This is a genomic window from Paraburkholderia bannensis, from assembly GCF_014200455.1.
GTDB lineage: Bacteria > Pseudomonadota > Gammaproteobacteria > Burkholderiales > Burkholderiaceae > Paraburkholderia > Paraburkholderia bannensis_A.
On sequence record NZ_JACHBW010000020.1, the window covers coordinates 44,669 to 63,777 of the forward strand.

18 protein-coding genes and 1 pseudogene are annotated in these 19,109 nt (G+C 63.7%); 7 read left to right on the forward strand and 12 right to left on the reverse strand.

All coding sequences use genetic code 11. The features are described 5' to 3' along the window. Positions 1–3: 3 nt before the first annotated feature. From F4827_RS27920 to F4827_RS27945, 6 genes are all read left to right on the forward strand, one after another. On the forward strand, positions 4–396 hold the full coding sequence (locus F4827_RS27920; protein ID WP_183729486.1) for a hypothetical protein: 393 nt from the start codon (positions 4–6) through the stop codon (positions 394–396). A gap of 156 nt (positions 397–552) precedes the next feature. Next, entirely contained in the window at positions 553–2,868 is a 2,316-nt protein-coding gene (locus F4827_RS27925) for an LPS-assembly protein LptD (protein ID WP_260175449.1), read from the forward strand. Between the two features lie 161 nt (positions 2,869–3,029). Further along, entirely contained in the window at positions 3,030–3,356 is a 327-nt protein-coding gene (locus F4827_RS27930; protein WP_183729489.1) for a hypothetical protein, read from the forward strand. 72 nt (positions 3,357–3,428) lie between these two features. Beyond that, the gene (locus F4827_RS27935; RefSeq protein WP_409258867.1) at positions 3,429–3,680 is read left to right on the forward strand and encodes a hypothetical protein; all 252 of its coding nucleotides are present in this window, start codon (positions 3,429–3,431) and stop codon (positions 3,678–3,680) included. Between the two features lie 113 nt (positions 3,681–3,793). Further along, positions 3,794–4,135, forward strand: coding sequence for an H-NS family nucleoid-associated regulatory protein (locus F4827_RS27940; RefSeq protein WP_183729494.1), 342 nt, complete (start codon positions 3,794–3,796; stop codon positions 4,133–4,135). 126 nt (positions 4,136–4,261) lie between these two features. Further along, positions 4,262–5,245 carry an aldo/keto reductase gene (locus F4827_RS27945; protein ID WP_183729498.1) on the forward strand — a complete coding sequence of 328 codons (984 nt, stop codon included), beginning with the start codon at positions 4,262–4,264 and terminating at the stop codon, positions 5,243–5,245. A 17-nt stretch (positions 5,246–5,262) separates the two neighbouring features. Here the strand turns inward: F4827_RS27945 and F4827_RS27950 are convergent, their stop codons facing one another. From F4827_RS27950 to F4827_RS27960, 3 genes are all read right to left on the reverse strand, one after another. Further along, positions 5,263–6,693, reverse strand: a complete 1,431-nt coding sequence (locus F4827_RS27950) for an MFS transporter (RefSeq protein WP_183729501.1) — start codon at positions 6,691–6,693, stop codon at positions 5,263–5,265. Positions 6,694–6,865: 172 nt separating this feature from the next. Then, positions 6,866–7,549: a 2OG-Fe(II) oxygenase gene (locus tag F4827_RS27955; protein ID WP_183729504.1), complete on the reverse strand. Its 684-nt coding sequence runs from the start codon at positions 7,547–7,549 to the stop codon at positions 6,866–6,868. Continuing rightward, a complete protein-coding gene (locus F4827_RS27960) occupies positions 7,546–8,289 on the reverse strand; it encodes a 2OG-Fe(II) oxygenase (RefSeq protein WP_183729507.1) in 744 nt (247 codons plus the stop codon). Before F4827_RS27960 ends, F4827_RS27955 begins: the two co-directional genes overlap by 4 nt. A 162-nt stretch (positions 8,290–8,451) precedes the next feature. On the opposite strand from F4827_RS27960, the pseudogene F4827_RS35895 reads away from it, so the two are divergent. Next, positions 8,452–8,589 (forward strand): annotated as a pseudogene (locus F4827_RS35895) (ABC transporter substrate-binding protein); the annotation flags it as partial. A gap of 90 nt (positions 8,590–8,679) precedes the next feature. Here F4827_RS35895 and F4827_RS27965 read toward each other — a convergent pair. The 9 genes from F4827_RS27965 to F4827_RS28005 form a co-directional block, all read right to left on the reverse strand. After that, positions 8,680–10,101, reverse strand: coding sequence for an MFS transporter (locus tag F4827_RS27965; protein ID WP_183729510.1), 1,422 nt, complete (start codon positions 10,099–10,101; stop codon positions 8,680–8,682). Between the two features lie 43 nt (positions 10,102–10,144). After that, positions 10,145–11,383: an NAD(P)/FAD-dependent oxidoreductase gene (locus tag F4827_RS27970; protein WP_183729513.1), complete on the reverse strand. Its 1,239-nt coding sequence runs from the start codon at positions 11,381–11,383 to the stop codon at positions 10,145–10,147. Then, the gene (locus F4827_RS27975; protein WP_183729516.1) at positions 11,380–12,342 is read right to left on the reverse strand and encodes a VOC family protein; all 963 of its coding nucleotides are present in this window, start codon (positions 12,340–12,342) and stop codon (positions 11,380–11,382) included. Before F4827_RS27975 ends, F4827_RS27970 begins: the two co-directional genes overlap by 4 nt. Before the next feature lie 24 nt (positions 12,343–12,366). Further along, complete coding sequence (locus F4827_RS27980; protein ID WP_183729519.1) at positions 12,367–13,860, reverse strand: aldehyde dehydrogenase; 1,494 nt, start codon at positions 13,858–13,860, stop codon at positions 12,367–12,369. A gap of 100 nt (positions 13,861–13,960) precedes the next feature. Continuing rightward, entirely contained in the window at positions 13,961–14,803 is an 843-nt protein-coding gene (locus tag F4827_RS27985; protein WP_183729522.1) for an aspartate dehydrogenase, read from the reverse strand. Then, positions 14,796–16,454 carry a thiamine pyrophosphate-binding protein gene (locus F4827_RS27990; RefSeq protein ID WP_183729525.1) on the reverse strand — a complete coding sequence of 553 codons (1,659 nt, stop codon included), beginning with the start codon at positions 16,452–16,454 and terminating at the stop codon, positions 14,796–14,798. The genes F4827_RS27985 and F4827_RS27990 overlap by 8 nt, the downstream gene beginning before the upstream one ends. Then, positions 16,447–17,265: an SDR family oxidoreductase gene (locus tag F4827_RS27995; protein WP_183729528.1), complete on the reverse strand. Its 819-nt coding sequence runs from the start codon at positions 17,263–17,265 to the stop codon at positions 16,447–16,449. Before F4827_RS27995 ends, F4827_RS27990 begins: the two co-directional genes overlap by 8 nt. Then, on the reverse strand, positions 17,262–18,152 hold the full coding sequence (locus F4827_RS28000) for an IclR family transcriptional regulator (RefSeq protein ID WP_183729531.1): 891 nt from the start codon (positions 18,150–18,152) through the stop codon (positions 17,262–17,264). Before F4827_RS28000 ends, F4827_RS27995 begins: the two co-directional genes overlap by 4 nt. Further along, positions 18,149–19,069: an alpha/beta fold hydrolase gene (locus tag F4827_RS28005; protein WP_183729534.1), complete on the reverse strand. Its 921-nt coding sequence runs from the start codon at positions 19,067–19,069 to the stop codon at positions 18,149–18,151. Before F4827_RS28005 ends, F4827_RS28000 begins: the two co-directional genes overlap by 4 nt. Positions 19,070–19,109 lie beyond the last annotated feature (40 nt).

Sequence of the window (19,109 nt, forward strand, 5' to 3'; positions counted from 1 at the left end):
CGCATGGCTGAGGGCGTGACGGCGATCGTGCGCCAGATCAGCTCGGCCGATCTGAGCGCGGACGGCGAATTCCTGCTGATCCACGACGGCGATGCCACGGCGGCGCTGCACCGCTCGGTTTTCAACGACCTGCTGGTGGCGTTGCCCAACGCGATGGAGAAAATCCAGCGCATCGACAACAGCCCCACGCCGTCGTTTACGCTCATGCAGGCGCGCGGCTGCGAGATCGGCAGGCTCGACGGCACGCGCCAGCTGGTGATCCGCTTCCGGCTCTCGCGCACCGCTAGCCTGGCGTTTACGGTGCCGTGCGAGCAGATCCCCGGCATCGTCGAAGCGCTCGAATCCGCCGCCGATCACGAGAGCGCGCTTGCCGCGCGCGCCACATGGCTGCAATGAGATGGCGCAACGGCGCGCCCGCGCGTGAGCGCATGCCTGCGCGCCTGAGCCCAGACGTGCACTCCCCGGTTCTTCCGCAATCCCCTGCTGACATCGCCCATCTTGATCCTGCGTGACGTAGTGCGCGGCTTTCGTCTGAAACCGCTGATTTCCCTGTTGCTCGTCGTGCCCGGATTCGCGCCGCCGATGGCGCTCGCACAGCTCGCGGGCGCGGCGGCACAGCCCGCCTCGTTGCCCGACTCGTTGCCCGACTCGTCCGGCGACGACTGGGCCTTGCGTGTCGATCCGCAATTGCAGGAGCACCCGCTGCAAGCGGGCCAGAAAGGCGCCACCGCCGCGCTTGCCGAATCCATGACGGGCACCGCCGACACCGACTTCGCGCTGCACGGCAAGGCCGAATTGCGCCGCTACGACTCGGTCATCAAAGGCGACCATCTGCATTATTTCGAGGACAGCGATACCGCCGACGCCTATGGCCATGTGAGCCTGACCGACAACGGCGCGACTTTCTTCGGCCCCTATGCGCATATGCGCGTGGAGGCATCGCAAGGCTACATCAGTACGCCGAAATATCATTTCGTGACCAATGGCGGCTGGGGTTCAGCGGCGCGCGCGGACATGCTCGACAACGAACGCACCGTGATCCACGACGGCACTTACTCCACCTGCCAGTGCGACGGAGAACCGGCGTGGTATATGCGCGCCTCGCGCTTCGACATGGACAGCGGCACCGATACCGGCGTCGCGCACAATGCGGTGCTGTTTTTTCAGGGCTTTCCGCTATTCGCCAGCCCGTGGCTGTCGTTCCCGCTGTCGAGCGATCGTCGCAGCGGCCTGCTGCCGCCAACCTTCTCGTTCAGCTCCACCGGCGGCTTCGATCTCGCAACGCCGTTCTATGTCAACCTCGCACCCAACTACGACCTCACGCTGACGCCGCGCATCATCAGCCGTCGCGGCGAACTTATCAGCGCGGACTATCGCTACCTGGGCAGCAACTACAGCGGTGAAATTTCCGGACTGATCCTGCCGCACGATGCGCTCACGAAAACCCAGCGCTATTCGCTTTCGATCAAGCAGGACTGGCAGATCGGCTCCGGGTTTTCGGCCTATGTGAATTACAACCGCGTGTCGGACGGCAACGTCAACACGGATCTGATTTCAGCGGGTCAAACGCTGCTGGGCTCGACCACGCTTTACGATCAGGAAGCGGGCCTGCGTTACGCAAACGGGCCGTGGTCGGTGCTGTTGCGCGAGCAGCACTGGCAGTCGTATTCGGGCAATTCGGTCTATAACCGCGAACCGCAGATCAACGTGAACTACGCGCGCTACAACGTGGGCGGGTTGGACTTTGGCGCGCAAGCCGACGCGTCTCGCTTCACCCTGTCGGATAGCACCGTCGCGCAGGGCAACCGCTTCGTTTTCAACCCGTACGTCTCGATGCCGATCGTGCGGCCGTCGTGGTACATCACGCCCAAGGTGCAGTGGCATTTCGCGGCCTACGATCTTTCGACGCTTGGCAGCGATCCGATCGCGGGCCAGCCGCGCAATTTCTCGGTCAACGTGCCGACGTTGAGTCTGGACTCCGGCATGACGTTCGAACGCAACGTCACGCTGTTCGGCCACTCGTATCTCCAGACGCTCGAACCGCGGCTGTTCTACGTCTATACGCCGTACCGCAACCAGAATTTCGCGCCGTTATTCGATACCGCACAAAGCGATTTTGGTCTCGCGGAGATTTTCAGTACCAATAGTTTTGTCGGCAACGATCGTATCGCCGACGCCAATCGCGTGACGGCGGCCATCACCACCCGCTTCATCGACGCCGCAACAGGCGCCGAGGCCGCGCGCTTCGTGCTCGCGCAGCAATACAATTTCACCACGCCGCGCGTGACGCTGCTCGCGGACGGCAGCGCGACCGACCTCACGCGCACCGGCTTCATCGCAGGCGGCTCGCTCAATATTGGTAATAATTTCAAGGCCGAACAGGCCATCGAATACAACGAGTCGAATTCATATTTCTCGCATACGAGCACGGGCTTTTCGTGGGCGCCCGCCACCGGCGAAGTCGTCAACGTAGCCTGGCGCTACACGCGCCGCGATGCGACCGACTCCACCGACGATACCGAACCAGTCAGCCAGTTCATCGTCTCCGGGCAATGGCCGCTCAGCCGCCGCCTTTCCAGCGTCGCGCGCGTGAACTACGACATGCACCTGCACCGCCTGATCGCCGGCCTGCTGGGCTTCCAGTACGACGCCGATTGCTGGTCGCTGGGCATCGCGTTCGAGAAATACACCAACGAAACCAGCACGACGGTGCCGAGCACCGGCAGCCGCGTGCTGATGCAGTTGCAGCTCAAGGGGCTGTCGAAGGTCGATAACGGCCTGCTAGACCAGTTCAAGGACAACGTGCCGGGCTACTCGCCGCTGCCGGACAGCAGCACGCCAGTGTCGAAGTTCACCGACTATCAGTAAGCGCACCGGAACGGCTTTTGAGCCGAATTTAAGCACGGCTTAAGCTGCTGTTAAATTGCTGTTACCAATCTGGCATTCCGGTTGCACCTGTGCGAGCATGTCCCGCCTACACTCCGAACCGTGCATAACAGGACGCATGGAAAGTGCGGAGGAACAGCGAAATGAACAAGACGATACTGGGCGTGGTACTGGGCGCGGCAGCACTGGTGGCTTCCACGGCCGCCAGCGCGCATGTGGACGTCGCACTGGGTGTGGTGGTGCCGGGCGTGACCTACGCGGAGCCTGCGCCGGTATATATTGCTCCACCGCCGCCGGTAGCCTATGCTCCTGAGCCGCCGCCCGTCGAGATGGCCTGGCGCGGCGACGACGACTGGCGCGCGCGCCAGTGGCGGGAGCACGAATGGCGCGAACACGAACGCCACGAACATGAATGGCGCGAGCACGAACGGCACGAGCATGAATGGCACGACCGTGGCTGGGGTTATTGAACCGGGCCACGGTTGAATGAATCCAGATCGGATTTACATCGAATTGATTGAATTTTCCAGCAGACAAATATTATGAAACTGAATCACCGCATGAGTCTTTTCGTTGCTGCCGCCGCTCTCGGTCTGGCGGCAGCCGGCAGCGCAAACGCCGCGGGTTGCATGAAGGGCGCGGTCGTGGGCGGCGTGGCTGGCCACTACGCGGGCCACCATGCAGTCGTGGGCGCGGTCGGCGGCTGCATCGTCGGCCATCACATGGCGAAGAAGCAGGCCGAAGAACGCGCCGCGCAACACGCTGCCGACCGGGCCCATCAACTTCCCGGCTAACACTTTGCCCATGCGCACAATAGAGCGGACATCCCTGTCCGCTGTGCTATCCTGGCGGCACACGATTTGCACCGGCTCGATCAATCACACCTTGCCGAGTGGAGCCAACCAGGATGGATGAAAGAAAGCGAGACAGCATCGTGGCCTATCTGCAACGCAGAATGGCCGAATTCGGTATCACGCCCGAAGCCATTGCCGCCTCCCTCGCCGAAGATCAACGCCGCCTCCAGGCGGTCAAGTATCGCGACGCTTTTGGCAATAGCTGGGACGGCGAAGGCGCCGCGCCGCAATGGGTGGTGCAGGCGATGAGCGCCGGACAATCCCTCGATCACTTTTCCGTACGCCGGGCCGAAGCGCCCCAGGCGGACAAACGCGCCAGCGTCGATTGGCGCGACGACCCGTTTGCGGGCACGCGACTCGCCACGGTGAAGGCTGAACAGCTTCAGGCCGGTTGAGCGCATTTCCACGGCCCGCCAGCGCATTGATGAATCTGGCTCATTAGCTCATGCCGATTTAGCCCCATTGTTGAGGCCTTCTGCAGAAAATACACTTGATCTCCTGAGAAACTGACAGGAGCAAGCATGAAGGCGCGTCAACTCGGCAATAGTGGGCTTGAAGTCTCCGCAATCGGTCTGGGCTGCATGGGTCTGAGCTTCGGCTATGGACCGGCGACGGAGACGGCCGCGGGGGTCGAACTCATTCGCAGGGCCTTTGAACTGGGCGTCACGTTCTTCGATAGCGCGGAAGCCTATGGCCCGTTCGCCAATGAAGAGCTTCTAGGCGAGTCGCTCGCACCCTTTCGCGATCAGGTTGTCATCGCAACCAAATTCGGCTTCAAGGACGGCGACTCCAAAGCCGGCGTGGACAGCCGCCCCGAGCGCATTCGCGCGGTGGCCGAAGCATCGCTCAAACGCCTGAAGACCGACCGGATCGACCTGTTTTACCAGCATCGCGTCGACCCGAACGTGCCGATCGAGGACGTGGCGGGCGCCGTCAAGGACCTGATCGCCGAAGGCAAGGTCAAGCATTTTGGCCTGTCCGAAGCGGGCGCGCAGACCATCCGCCGCGCCCACGCGGTTCAGCCGGTGGCGGCGCTGCAAAGCGAATACTCGCTCTGGTGGCGTGAACCCGAGCAGAAGGTGTTCGCGACACTCGAAGAACTGGGGATTGGCTTCGTGCCGTTCAGTCCGCTCGGAAAAGGCTTCCTGACCGGCGCAATCGACGCGAACACAACTTTCGATCAAAGCGATTTCCGCAACGTCGTGCCGCGTTTCTCGGAAGAAAACCGCAAGGCCAATGCGCAACTCGTCGACGTGCTCGGCACGATTGCAAACAAAAAAGGCACGACGCGCGCGCAGATCGCGATCGCCTGGCTGCTCGCCCAGAAACCGTGGATCGTGCCGATTCCTGGGACGACGAAGCTTGCCCGGCTCGAAGAAAACGTCGCCGCCGAGGCGGTTTCTCTGACCCCGGCGGAACTCGCGTCTATCGAAGCGGCGCTCGCCGCCATCAAGGTGGTGGGCGAGCGCTATCCGGCGCAACTCCAGCAGCGCGTCGATAACTGACGCGCCCGCCGCGTGCGCTAGTGCGAAATGCTCTCCAGCGATTTGCCGAGCGTGCGCGGCCCCATCAGGCCAATTGCGACGATCACCAGCGACATCGCGCCCGCGATGAACACGAACACGCCGGTCACGCCGAATTCGCGCAGCGTAGACGCGATCACGAACGAGCTGAACACCGCCGACAGCCGGCTCCACGAATAGACAAAGCCCACGGCGCGCGCGCGGATCGCGGTGGGATAAAGCTCCTGCTGATAGGTGTGATAGCTGAACGAGATAATGTTGCTCGCCAGCGTCAGCAGCACGCCAAGCGTGACGATTGCGCCCGCCGATCGCACCTGACTGAACAACAGCCCGGCGACGATATTGAGCGCGGCCATGCAGACGATCACATGCTTGCGCTCGAAACGATCCGCAATGGCATAGCCGAGCAGCGGCCCGAGCGGCGCCGCCAGCCCGATCACGGTCGTATAGAGCAGGCTCGACGTGACGGTGATGCCCTGTTTGACGAGCAATGTGGGCACCCAGTTGGCGAAGCCAAAAAAGCCGATGGTCTGGAAGATATGGAACAGCACCAGCATGATCGTGCGCTTGCGGTACGGCGGCTTCCACATAGCGGCGAAACCGGACTTCGGCATCACGGGTTCTGCCGCGGCCGGAGCGGGCAACGCGCGGCCGTATTGACGCTCGACCGTGGCTTCAAGGCGGCTGAGCACCGCGTGCGCTTCGTCCAGACGTCCCTGCCCGGCGAGCCAGCGCGGGCTTTCCGGCAGATTGCGCCGGAAGTACCACACGAACAGCGCGCTCACGCCGCCCAGCAGCACGACCCAGCGCCAGCCATCCAGCCCATAGGGCGCGTGCGGCACCAGCAGATACGATAGATACGCGGCCACCGGCACGGCGGTGAAGCCGATCGTCTGGCACACGGCGAACGCGCGGCCGCGCAGATGCCTGGGCGCGAGTTCGGACAGATACGTGCCGATCGTCACCAGTTCCACGCCGATACCCATGCCCGACACGAAGCGCCAGAAGTTCAGCCCCGCCGCGCTGTCCTGAAACGCCATCACGGTATTGGCGACCACATACCAGAGCATCGACCACGTAAAGATCGCGCGGCGGCCAAAGCGGTCGGCGAGAAACCCGCAGGCAATCGTGCCGACGAACAGCCCGCTAAAGAGCGCGGCGATAAACCCCGCGATCCCCGAGGTGCCGAACAGGCCCGGCGTGGTGGGTGTGAGGATGCCGCTCTTGACGAGGCCGGGCGCGACATAGCCCGTGTAAAGCAGATCGTAGAGTTCGAAGAAAAAGCCCAGGCTCAGGAGCAAGACGAGCTTCCAGATCGCGCCCGTGGCGGGCAGGCGGTCGAGGCGCGTGGAAATCGCGCCTTTGTCGATGGCCTGATTTGATGCACGGTCGGCGGCGCGCGGGGAGGACGCACTCTCCAGTGAGGCCATGCCAGTCTCCTGAATCGTAGTTGGAATAAATCGGGCGGATCGCCGATTGTATCCGGGCGCGCTGGAAATGCGAGCCGCCCGTCTGGACCGCTTTCTACGTAGTTCGAACGAGTCGCCATTGCCTTCGCCAGTAATCCTCGCGGCGGTTCAGATGGCAGCGGACCTGGGCGCGTTATTGTGTTTGATGAAAAACCCATTCCAGGCCAATGCGCTCGCCACTGCGCACGCGGCTGATCGCGTGCTTGAGGTGGCCCCGATAGTAACCATGTGCGCCCTGCACGGGCCGTTGCGCGCTCGCGATAATCGCTATATCGCCGTATTGCAGAGGTACCACCATCGGTCGCGACTGCATACGCGGGCGCTGCTCCGTCATGACGAACTCGCCGCCCGTGAAGGCGCGCTTCGGCTCGCTGAGCAACGCGACAAGCTGAAACGGAAATGTCCATTCGCCTTCGTCATGACGATGCAGACCCAGCCGATCGCCTTCGCGCAAGCGGCAAAGATGCGATTGCTGGCGATGCTGCCCGGCGCCGCGGTTCGCTTCGAGAAACGCCTCGAATTCCGGGGGAAAGGTGCGATCGATTCCTGCAAGCGTGTTCCATCGGTTAGCCAATGGCACAAGCCACCGATATGAAGCATCACACCAGGCGTTCAATCGCGGCGGCATGGCTTCGTCGAAGTAGTGGAACTCGCCGCCATCGGGGCCGCGCTTGACGCGCCCCGCATCGAGCAGGTTCGCCATCGCGCGCGCTTCGTCGGCGTCAAAGCAACCCGGCAACACCGCATAGGCCTCTGCATCGAGTTGCGCCGAAATCCTCTGCAAATCGAAACTCTCAAGCATGTTGTCGTTCTTCATGCCGATGCGGACGGCTCGCGCGCGTCGTGAAAGATCATGCCGAGCGTGTACCGCGTACCGCTGCGCACGACGCTCACGCCATGACGCATCGTGACCTTGCGCGCGCGGCCCGCCACTTCGGGCCGTTCGTTGACGGCGAACACCACCGCATCGCCCTGCATCAAAGGCACGACGTCGGCGTACTGGCCGCTGCTGCGCGTTCCGGTCATGACGAATTCGCCGCCCGTGAAATCCACTTCGGGCGCGGAAAGCACGATCGCCACCTGAAGCGGGAACACATGTTCGCCGTACAGGTCCTGGTGCAGGCAGTTGTAGTCGCCTGGGCCATAACGCAGCATGAGCGGAGTGGGCCTTGTCTGACCGGCTGCACGGCAGTGCGCCAGAAACGCTTTCAAATCAGCGGGATATTGAACGTCAACACCCAGTTGCCGGTTCCAGCGATTGGCAATCGGCGCGAGGCGCCGATACAGCGCATGGCGCAGCCGGTCGATAAAGGGCGGCAACGGATAGGCAAAATATTTATACTCGCCGCGCCCGAAGTTATGCCGCGCCATCACGACACGCGAACGAAAACGCGCGTCCTGCGGATAAATATCGGCGAGTTTAGTGCACTGGTCGGGCGTAAGCAGCGCGGGCAACACCGCATAGCCGTCGCGTTCGAGCGACGCCGCCGCATTGGCCCAGATCGCGTCGCAGCGCGCGGCAGTTTCGCTATCGCTCGTTTCAGCAGTTGCGGCCATTGCGGGCTCCCGTCATTTTCATCGATCAACACAATGCGGTCAGTCTAGCCCCCCGATGCGCGCCGTACACTCCGTGCCTTGCGCTCCCATTCCCTTCATAAACTGCAAAAAATACAGGCGCCGGCGCGCCCACCCGCGACGGCTCATTCAAACAAAGAGAGGATGTTGACTCAGAAAGCACGGCTCGCAATTGCCATCGCCGAGCATCCGCAGACGTCGGCGATCCGCAACGGCTCCATTCCCATCGAGGGCGTGGACGCGGAATTCGTCACGGTTCAAGCGCAGATTGGCGCGTTTCGCCACCATCGCATGACCGACTTGCAAGCTCGTTTGAGCGCGGCGGCCAGTTTCCCGGCCGCCGCGTTTTGGCGTTTTACCGAAGACGCGCTATTACGCTTCAAGTTGCTCCAACACTTTGCCCTTGGTTTCGATGCCGAGGAAATGCACCGCAATGGCCGCGAGGAACGGCACCGCGGCGAGGATGTAGAACGCCACATCCAGATGGCCGCCGATCATCGTCTTCGACACAATCGTGGGCGCGAAAATCGCCGCCACCTTCAGCCACGCGCCGCCCATGCCGCAACCCATGGCGCGGATGCTCGTGGGGTACAGCTCCGGCGTATAGACGTAGGCGGTGATAAAGCCGCTAGCCAGCAAACCGAGTGCCAAGGCGCAAAGCGTCGCCACCACATAGACCGACATCGAATGGCACACGCCCGCCAGCGCCAGCGACACCGCGCACAATAGAAACGACACATTGATGATGGGCTTGCGGCCCACCTTGTCCACCAGCAGCGCGCAGGTGAGCGAACCCACCACGCCCAGCACGGAAGCCGCCACCGCCAGATTCAACGCCAGCTGCAGCGGCGCGTGATAGATGGCGCGATAGATCGTCGGCAGCCACGTCGAAAGACCGTACTGAATGAAGCCGCAGGTCATCCACAGCATCGCCACCGCAATCGTGCGCTTGAGATAGGCCGGGCCAAACAGATCCTTCAAGCTGCGCTTCGGATGACGCTTCGCCATCGCGTCAAACTCGGCGGCGTTCGTGACAGGCGGCAGCGGTCCCTTGGCGGTACGCTCGAAAGCGTGCACCGCCGCTTCGGCATCGGCCAGACGTTCGCGTTCGGCCAGCCAGCGCGGCGATTCCGGCACCAGCTTGCGCAGCACGAAGAACAGCACCAGCGGCATGCCGCCGATGAAGTACATCGCCTGCCAGCCAAAGCGCGGCACGATGAAGGCGCCCAGCGCATTCGAGGCGAGCAGGCCGATCGGGAACACGATCTCGTAGAGGAGAACGAAGCGTCCTCGGCCATGCGCGCGGCTGACCTCGTTGATATAGGTCGCGGCCACCGGCAATTCGCCGCCCAGACCAAAGCCCTGAATCACGCGCAGCGCCGCGAACACCGCGAAGCTGGGCGCAAACCCGCAGGCAATGCTGGTCACGCCGATAATGCCCGAGCTCCACGCAATCGCGCGCACGCGGCCATGACGTTCCGCAAGCCACGGAAACAGGAACGCGCCGAACAACTGACCGACCGATCCGGAGGCGATCAGAAAGCCGATCTCCCACGGCGTGAGCTGCCACTTCTGGATCAGGATCGGCAGGGTCGCGGCGATGGCGATCACGTCGAAGCCGTCGAAGAACGTGGCAAGGCCGATCAGGATACGCGCGCGCACCTGCATGGCGTTGGTCGGCAGCCGTTCGAGGCGCGCGATGATCGAGCCGCGTGTGAGCGGTTCGCTCACCGGCGTCTCGTCGAGCGCAGCAGCAGCGCCGCTATGGCCGAAAGGTGTATCGAGGGTTCTCATGCCTGTGGTCCCGTCCCGTATGTCGGTATCACTGATGGTGACGCTACGCGAGCGCCTTGCTGGTATCGACGAGTGCCGCGATATCCACCGCGCGGCCCTGGTTCATCCACTTGCGCGCGAGCTTCAGATCGCGCGCCGAATTGATGGCGATGACGCCGCGCAGATGCCCGTCTTCCACGAAGAACAGCGTCGCGCGCTTTTCTTCGAGGTTACCGCGCAGCGCCGGTGTGACGTCCGCCGGAATCTCGCCGAGAATCTGCAGATTCACGTCGTACTGATCGGACCAGAACCACGGAATTTCCGCATATGGCGTCTTCACGCCCAGCACGGCTTTCGCTGCCGCGATTGCCTGGTTCTGCGCGTTGGCCCACGATTCCAGTCGCACGCGGCGCTTGAGCCATGCGTTGGGATGATTCGCCACGTCGCCGCAGGCAAAAATATCGGAATCCGAAGTCTGGCCAAATTCGTCGACGACGATGCCGTCCTGCACGTCCAGTCCTGCCGCCTCGGCAATCGCCGTGTGCGGCGCGAGACCGATGCCAGCCACCGCGAAATCCGCGTCCAGCGTGCTGCCGTCCGCGAAGGTCGCACGCACGCCGTCGCCGTGATCGTCCAGCGAAACGAGCTGCACATTCAGGCGGATATCCACGCCATTGCCGCGATGCAGATCGAGCAGGAACCGCGACACTTCATTGGGCAGCGAACGCGCGCACAGACGCGGCGCGCCTTCGATCACCGTGGCTTCGACGCCCAGCTTGCGCGCCGTCGCCGCCACTTCCAGGCCGATCCAGCCGCCGCCCACCACCAGCACGCGCTGGCTGCGACGCAGGCGCTCGCCCAGCGTGATCGCTTCGTCGAGCGTGCGCAGATACGTGACGTGCGCGCTCTTCGCGATGCTGTCCGGCAGCTTGCGCGCCGCGCCGCCCGTGGCGATCACGAGACGGTCGTATTTCACGGCGCGGCCCAAGCGCGTTGTCACCGTGCGATTGGCGCGGTCGATGGCGATGGCGCAATCGGGCTGCCATGCCTCGATATTCAGGGATGCGAATTCATCGGGCCTCGCGATGCGAACCGTTTCGATATCGGCTTCGCCGGCGAGCACGGCCTTCGAAAGCGGCGGACGCTCATAAGGCAGATGCGCTTCGTCGGCGATCATTACGAGGCGGCCCGCGTAGCCTTCCTGGCGCAGCGTCTTGACGACCCAGCCCGCGGCCTGGCCGCCGCCGATCACGACGACGGTGCGCGGCGCGTCCACCGCGCCGGTTTGAATCGATTCGCTCATGATTTACGCTCCGTCATGAACTTGCCCTTGGGCGCTTCGGCGTTCTTCTGGCGGCGGGTATTGCCGTCCAGACCGCCATCGATGGCCCATTCCGCAAACACGGTCGGGCCCGGTTCGAATTCGCGCGGCTCCCACTCGGGCGTGAGCTGGTCTTCGTCGGCGTAATACTCGATCAGACCGCCCGCCGGATTCTTGAAGTACCAGAAGTAGGCCGACGACACCGGATGGCGACCCGGCCCAAGCTGCGTGGTCCAGCCGCAACGGCTGATATGCAGACCGCCGCCGAACACCTCATGAATATCGCGCACCGTGAAGGCCACGTGATTGAGGCCCTTCTTGCCGTCGGGCAGCGCGAGCAGGAACAGGTCGTGATGACCGCCGTGCGGCGCGCAGCGCATGAAGGCGCCGCGATTTGGATAGCGATCCGAAGTTTCGAAGCCCAACAGCTCGTGATAGAACTTTTCCTGTTCCGCGAGGCAGTTGGTGAAGAACACCACATGGCCCACTTCGACCGGTTCCGCACGCTCGTAGATGGGCGAAGGCGTATCGACGCGCAACGTCTGGCCCCACACATTCGACGGTGAACCCTGCACGTCGATCTCGCGCTTGCGCGTGACTTCCACGCGAATCGCCATGCCTGCGGGGTCGAAACAACCCACGCCGGTTTCATCGACGTGATAGCCGGGCTGGCCTTTCAGGCGCTCACGCAGCGCGTCGAGTGCTTCGCGCGTGGCCACGCCCCAGACCACTTCGCGCAGCGTGGGGCCTGCTTCGAAGGCAGCAGGCAGCGATGCGTCGTTCGCATCCGCCACCAGCACGGTGCAGCCGTTGAGTGTTTCAAAGCGCGCGCGCGTTTCGTCGTGCGCGGTCTCCTTCATGCCCCAATCGGCGAAAAAGCGACGGCAGGTGTTGAGATCCGTCACGCCGTAGGTAATCTGTTCGATGCCGAGAATCGTCATGTTTCTTGCTCCGTGCGCGTGCGTTCAGGCGTTGGCCCAGGGCAGCGGCGCGTCGTTCAAGCCCCAGTAGAGGCTCTTTTGCTGCATATATTCGCGAATGCCAAGCCGGCCTTTCTCGCGGCCCATGCCGCTTTCCTTCCAGCCCGAGAACGGCGTGGAAATCGAGAACAGCTTGTACGTGTTGATCCAGACCGTGCCGGCTTCGAGCTTGCGCGCCACGCGCCACGCGCGCTTGTAGTCGCGCGTCCAGATGCCGGCGGCCAGACCGAAGACGCTGTCGTTGGCTTCTTCGATCAGGGCGGCTTCGTCGTCGAAGGGCATCGCCACCAGCACCGGTCCGAAAATTTCTTCCTGGCAGATGCGCGCGCTATTCTTCAGACCTTCGAGAATCGTCGGCTGATAGAAGAAGCCGTGTTCGCGCTGGTCGCCCACCGGGCGCTCACCGCCGCACAGCAAACGGCCGCCTTCTTCAAGGCCGATGGCCACATAACGCTCGACCGATTCGCGATGCTTCGCGGTGATGAGCGGACCCATCTGCGTGTTTTCGCTGGACGGATCGCCCACGCGCAGCTTGCGCGCGCCTTCCACGAGACGCTTCATGAACGTGTCGTAAATCGAACGCTGCACAAAGAGGCGCGAACCCGCGATGCACGCTTCGCCCGACGAGCTGAAAATGCCGTACAGCACGCCGTTCACTGCATGATCGATATCCGCGTCTTCGAACACCATCGTCGGCGACTTGCCGCCCAGTTCGAGCGAGACGGGCATGAGCTTGTCCGCCGCGATGCGCGCGATGCCGCGGCCCACTTCGGTGCCGCCCGTGAACGACACTTTCCTGACCAGCGGATGGCGCACCAGCACGTCGCCGATCACCGAACCCTTGCCGGGCAGCACGCTCACGATGCCCTTGGGCACGCCCGCTTCTTCACAGATGCGTGCGAGTGCCAGCGAAACCAGCGGCGTGACTTCGGCGGGCTTGAGCACCACGGCGTTACCGGCGGCCAGTGCGGGCGCGAGCTTTTGCGCATCCGATGCGATGGGCGAATTCCACGGCGTGATCGCGGCGATCACGCCAATCGGCTCGTATACGCTCATGGTCAGATAGTCGCCGCGCGAAGGCGTGACTTCTTCGTCCATGGTTTCCAGACAGGCCGCGAAATAGCGGAACGTATTGGCGGCGCTTGCCACCAGCACGCGCGTTTCCTTGATGGGCTTGCCGTTGTCGCGGCGCTGCAATTGCGCGAGCGCTTCGTGACGCTGCATGATGAGGTCGGCGATGCGATAGAGCACGAGCGCGCGCAGATGCGGCTTCATCGTGGCCCATTCACCCTGCTTCCAGGCGGCGTGCGCTTTTTCGACCGCTTCGGCGGCGTCTTCGGCGCTGGCCGTCGAGACCTCCATGTTGAGCGACTGGTCAGCCGGATAAAGGCTCGCGAAAGGCGCGGCGCGGCCCTGGCGCCATTCGCCGCCGATCAAAATATCGCCGTTCGGGACGAGGCTCGTATCGAAGGGAGTCATATCAGAGGTCTCTCTGTTTCCAGTGCTGCGATGCGGTTCACGATATGCATCGCGCCCACGCATCGCATTCCATCACGACAAAAAACGCTTGTTTTAAGGATCAGATCACGCAGCGCGCCGCACGATTACGCAGCGCGCGAATCGCGCTGTACGCGGTAAGCGCCGAGGTCTTGGGGTTGTCCGGCAGCGGTTTGCCGCACATTTCCAGCGACATTTCGCCAAACGCGCCACGCGCCACGATGCGATGCACGTTGCGCTCGACTGCCGGGTCGGCAATCAGGCGCACCGTGGTCTGATCGAGACCCAGACCCGCGAGCGCAATCGTCGCCGCCACGTTCGCGTTCTTCGGAAACAGGCGCGCCGCTTCGCGCGCGCTGCCTTCGAAGATCACCTGCTCTTTGGCGAGTGTGCGCAGATCGCAGACCTTTTCCGCAGGCGTATCGAGCCAGCCCAGCGGCGGCTTGCGGCCCGTGTACAACACTTCGTCCAGACCGCCGAGCCTGGCCGCGGACAGCGCATCGATACCGCCGATGGCACCCGAAAGCAGCGTGAGCGTGGCGTCGCCCTCGTCGGCCGCGAGCGACAGACGTTCGAGCAGATCGAGGTCGGACAGCGCGCCTATCGAGGCGACCGCGCAATCGGTGCCGCTTTGCAGCAGCGGCACGACATGATCGACGAGCGCCGCGTGGCCCGCACATTCCAGCGCGAACTGCGGCTTCGACGACAACAGACTCACGGACGACACCACTTCAACCGAGCTGTCTACCTGCTTGCGCACTTCGTCAGCATGGTGTTCGGGCACGATCACGTGCGAGACGTGCACAAGCGGGTCCGCTGCCACCGCGCGATACACGGTCTGGCCGATCGCGCCGAAGCCGATCATCGCGATGTCGATCGGAGCATGCTGCGCGTGTGCTGCTTGTCCGCCGTAGCCGTTACGCATGTTCCGGCTCCTCTTTGCGCACCGGCGGGCCTGCAAATACGGCTTCGAAGCTGCCCACGGCCTTCATGTCCACTTCGAGCAGCACCGGGCCCTCGAACGCCATGCCTTCGCTGATCACCGCATCGGCGTTGTCGAGCGACGAGAGGCGATAGTGCTTCAGACCCAGGCTCGCGCAGAACTGCGAGAACTCCGGCTGGTGCAGATCGACGAACATGCGGCGCCCGCCATACTGCGCGTCCTGAATGTTGCGGATCACGCCATAGCACTGGTCGTTCATCAGCACGATCATGACGTTGGCCTTTTCCTGCACCGCCGTCGCGAGTTCGCCCACGTTGACCATCAGGCCGCCGTCGCCCACCAGGCACACGGTCTTGGCTGCGGAATTCGCCAGCGCCGCGCCGATGGCCATCTGCATGCCCTGGCCGATGCCGCCGCCCAGTGCGTGCACGCCCGCACGCGGCGTGAAGATCTTCAGCAGGCGGTTGCCCCAGGTGCTGTTCGAGATCGTGACATCGCGCACCCAGTTGTAGTCGCGGCCCACGGCACGTTGCAGCGCTTCCACCAGACGGCGATACGGGCCGAGACCCTTGGCCGTTTCTTCGACCGCCGTATCGCGTGCGGCAGCCAGATCGGCAGCAAATTCCGGATCGACTTTAAGCCTGTTTTCAAGGCGCGTGGCGAGTGCATCGAGGACGCGCGCGGCATCGCCATGCACGAACAGTGCGTTGCGATAGCCACGGTTGTCGGCGAGCGCATCGGCGTCCACGCGATAGAGCGGTTGCGGCAGACCGAGCTTGTACTTGAGCGTTTCGTTGCCGCGCAGACGCGAGCCCACCACCAGCATCGCATCGCAGGTCTTGTAGAAGCGCTCGACCGACGGGCTCACGTTGAAGGCGCCCAGCGTGGCCGGATGATCTTCCGGCAGCACGCCTCGGCCCTGCACGCTCGTCACCACGCCAAAGCCCAGCGCGACCAGACGCTCGACCGCCGCGCGTGCGTGACGCGTGCCGCCGCCCAGCCACAGCAGCGGACGCTTCGCCTTGGCGAGTTCATTCGCGAGTTGTTCGACGCGCGCTTCGTCGTGCGTGAGCGTGGTGAGATGCGGCGCGGCCAGATCGGCGGGCCAGTCGGTCAGCGCCGCCTGGATGTCGATGGGAATTTCCACGCTCACCGGGCCACTAGGCGCGGTCTGCGCAACGCGCACGGCTTCACGGATGGTCGGCAGTGCGGTTTCGACCGAACGCACGCGGAACGCGGCCTTCGAGATCGACGACAGCATGCTCAGCTGGTCAGGTGCTTCGTGGATATACGCGAGATCCTGATCGAGGTATTCGGTCTCGATCTGGCCGGTGATGTGCAGCAGCGCCGTGCCTGCCGTGAGGGCTTCGACCATCGCACCCGCAGCGTTGCCCGCCGCCGTGCCCGTGCTCGTGAACGCCACGCCGAGGCCGCCCGACACACGCGCCAGGCCGTCCGCCATATTGAGCGCGCCGGCTTCGCCGCGCGCGCCCACATAGCGGATCTTGCCGCGCACGCCAATGGCGTCGAGGATCGGCATGTTGTGGATCGAAATCACACCAAAGGCGGTTTGGACTCCACATTGTTCGAGGAACGCGGCGATCAGTTCGCCGACGGTGGTTTGCTTAGACATGACGTGCAACGCCTCCAGATACATCGATATGACTGCCCGTCGTATAGGACGACAGGGACGTGGCCAGATAAAACAGCGCCTGCGCCGCTTCTTCGGGAAGACCGAAGCGACCCAGCGGAATGTGCTTCTTGCGTGCGAGCTCGCCGGTCCATTGCTGCCAGCTTTGACCGGCGGCCTGAGCAGCGGCGTCGGCTTCGTAGCGGCGGCGCCATTGGCCCGACTCCACGATGCCGATCAGGATCGAGTTCACGCGGATCTTCTCGGGCGCGAGTTCCACCGCGAGCGACTTGATGAGACTGAGCACGCCGGCGCGCGCCGACGAAGTCGCGACCATATGCGGCTCGGGCTGCAAGGCAAGCAGCGAATTCACACACACGATCGCGGCGTTTTGTCCTTGTTTTGCAGTGCTACGCAGCATCGGCAGAAAGGCGCGCGTGGGACGGATGATGCTGAAATACTTGAGGTCGAGTTCCTCGCGCCAGGCTTCGTCGGTGGTATCGGCGAAGGTGGAGACGCGGCCTTGGCCGGCGTTGTTCAGCAGCATGTCAACGCGGCCGAAGCGCTGTTCGACGGCGGCGGCGAATGCGGCGACATCGTTCGCGTCCAGCACGTCGCAGCGCGCGGCCAGCAGTTGCGCCTGCGGATGACGTTCGCGCAGTTGGCGCTCGGCGCGTGCGAGGCGGTCGCTGTCGCGGCCGCAGATCGCGACGCTTGCGCCCGCCTGCAGAAAGAGTTCGGCGCTCGCGAGGCCGATGCCGGACGAGCCGCCCGTCACCACCGCCACCTGGCCGGTCAAATCGATTCGAATCATTTGATCCCCAATGCCTTCATATACGACGTTTTCTTGCCAACAGCGTGATTTGCAACCTGCATGCCGGGCCGGTAGTTCAGGCGCTTCGAGAGTTCATCGGCGGCGTGACGGACCTTGTCGATCAGGCCGCTGTCGAGCAGCGACGATTCGATGCCCGGGCGCGGAATCGTTGTGGTCACAACCGCTGCGATACGGCCCGTTTCGTTGCGCACCGGCGCGGACACCACCGAAATGCCACGCTCGAACGACGATTCGCTCACGGCGTAGCCTCGATCGGCGTCTTCGCGAATGCGCATATACAGTTCTTCGACCGTATCCGGCGTGGAAGGCGTGTAGCGCTCCAGATGCGCTTCCGGATACAGCGCGCGCAGATCGTCCAGCGTGAGGTCGCCCATCAGCACCTGGCCGTGGGTGGTGGCGTGCGCGGGCAAGCGCGTGCCCACATTCACCTTCACGGAGCTGAAGATGGGCGCATGGCTTTGCGCCTTGGCGACGAACACGATGTCGCGGCCATCGCGGATCACGATATGCGAGGTCAGGCCAGTAGCATCGCGTAGCGTCTCGATCAGTGGCAGCCCCAGATCGGTCAGTTCCAGCGAACTGAGATATTCGAAGCCAAGGCGCAGCACGGCCACGCCGAGGCGGTAATTACGGTCACGGTCGGCGCGTTCCAGAAAGCCCAGTGATTCGAGCGTTTGCAGCAGACGGAACACCGTCGTGCGCGGAATGCCCAGGCGGCGCGACAGTTCGGGCGCATCGAGCACGGGCTCGCGCGGCGAAAATTCGGTCAGGATGCGCAGGCCCCGTTCCAGACCGGGCACGCGATAGTTCGTATCGCTGCGGTCTTCGTCGGCGTCGGGGGACGCGCTGGCGAGGTCGGCTGTCATTTCTGGATGATTCCCTGAGATTGCTGAATGGGCTGATGTTGACGGCAGAACGTATCGATCAGCGCGTTATAGGCTTCGGGCTGTTCGATATAGCCCGCGTGTCCCGCACGCGCGATTGTTGCGAACGGCGCTTGCGCGATTTGCGCGAGACGCTCGCAGGCGGCGGGCGGCGTGATGGTGTCTTGCGCGCCCACGGCCACCGCCATCGGCACGCGAGCCGCGCATTGCGCGAGATCGGCGGCGAGGTCGGCATTGGCGAGCAGATGCGTGGCCTGGGCGTAACCGTGTGGGATCACGCGCGCCATGTTCCAGCGCACCCAGGCGCGTGCCTCATCGCTCGCATGCGGCGAGAGCATATTGGCGCTGCGTTTTTCCGCGAGACCTTGCGGGCCGAGTTCGGCGAGCATCGCCAGGCGCGCATCGCGCTTTTCGGCGCGCGCTTGCGGGTCCGCTGCGCCGTAGCCGTCCGCTGGCGAAATCAGCAGCAGCGCGCTCACGCGTTGCGGATGCGCCGCTGCGAAAGCGCCCGCGATAATCGCGCCGAGCGAATGCCCCACCAGCACGCAGCGCGCGACGCCAACCGCGTCGAACCAGTCGAGCAGCACGCGTGCATAGTCGGCGGCGACGGGCGACGCGCTCGCCACCGGCGTGGACGCCCCATATCCCGGCGCATCCCAGGCGAGCACGCGGCGCGCTTGACCCAATGCTTCGAATTGCTGCACCCACGAAGCCGCGCCGGAGCCAATGCCATGCAGCAGCACGAGCGGCAGCGCCTCATTGCCGTTCGCTTCTTGCGCCGCTGCCTCGCGATAGCTCACGCACGCCTCGCCCGCTCGCACTTCGCGCAGCGCAAAGCGCGCGAGCCGCGTGTCGAGCGTGGCGGCTGATGAGGCGTGAATGTCGATCGCTTCGTTCATGACTTGGGTTTCAGGCTGGCTTTGTGGATGTTCTGCTTAG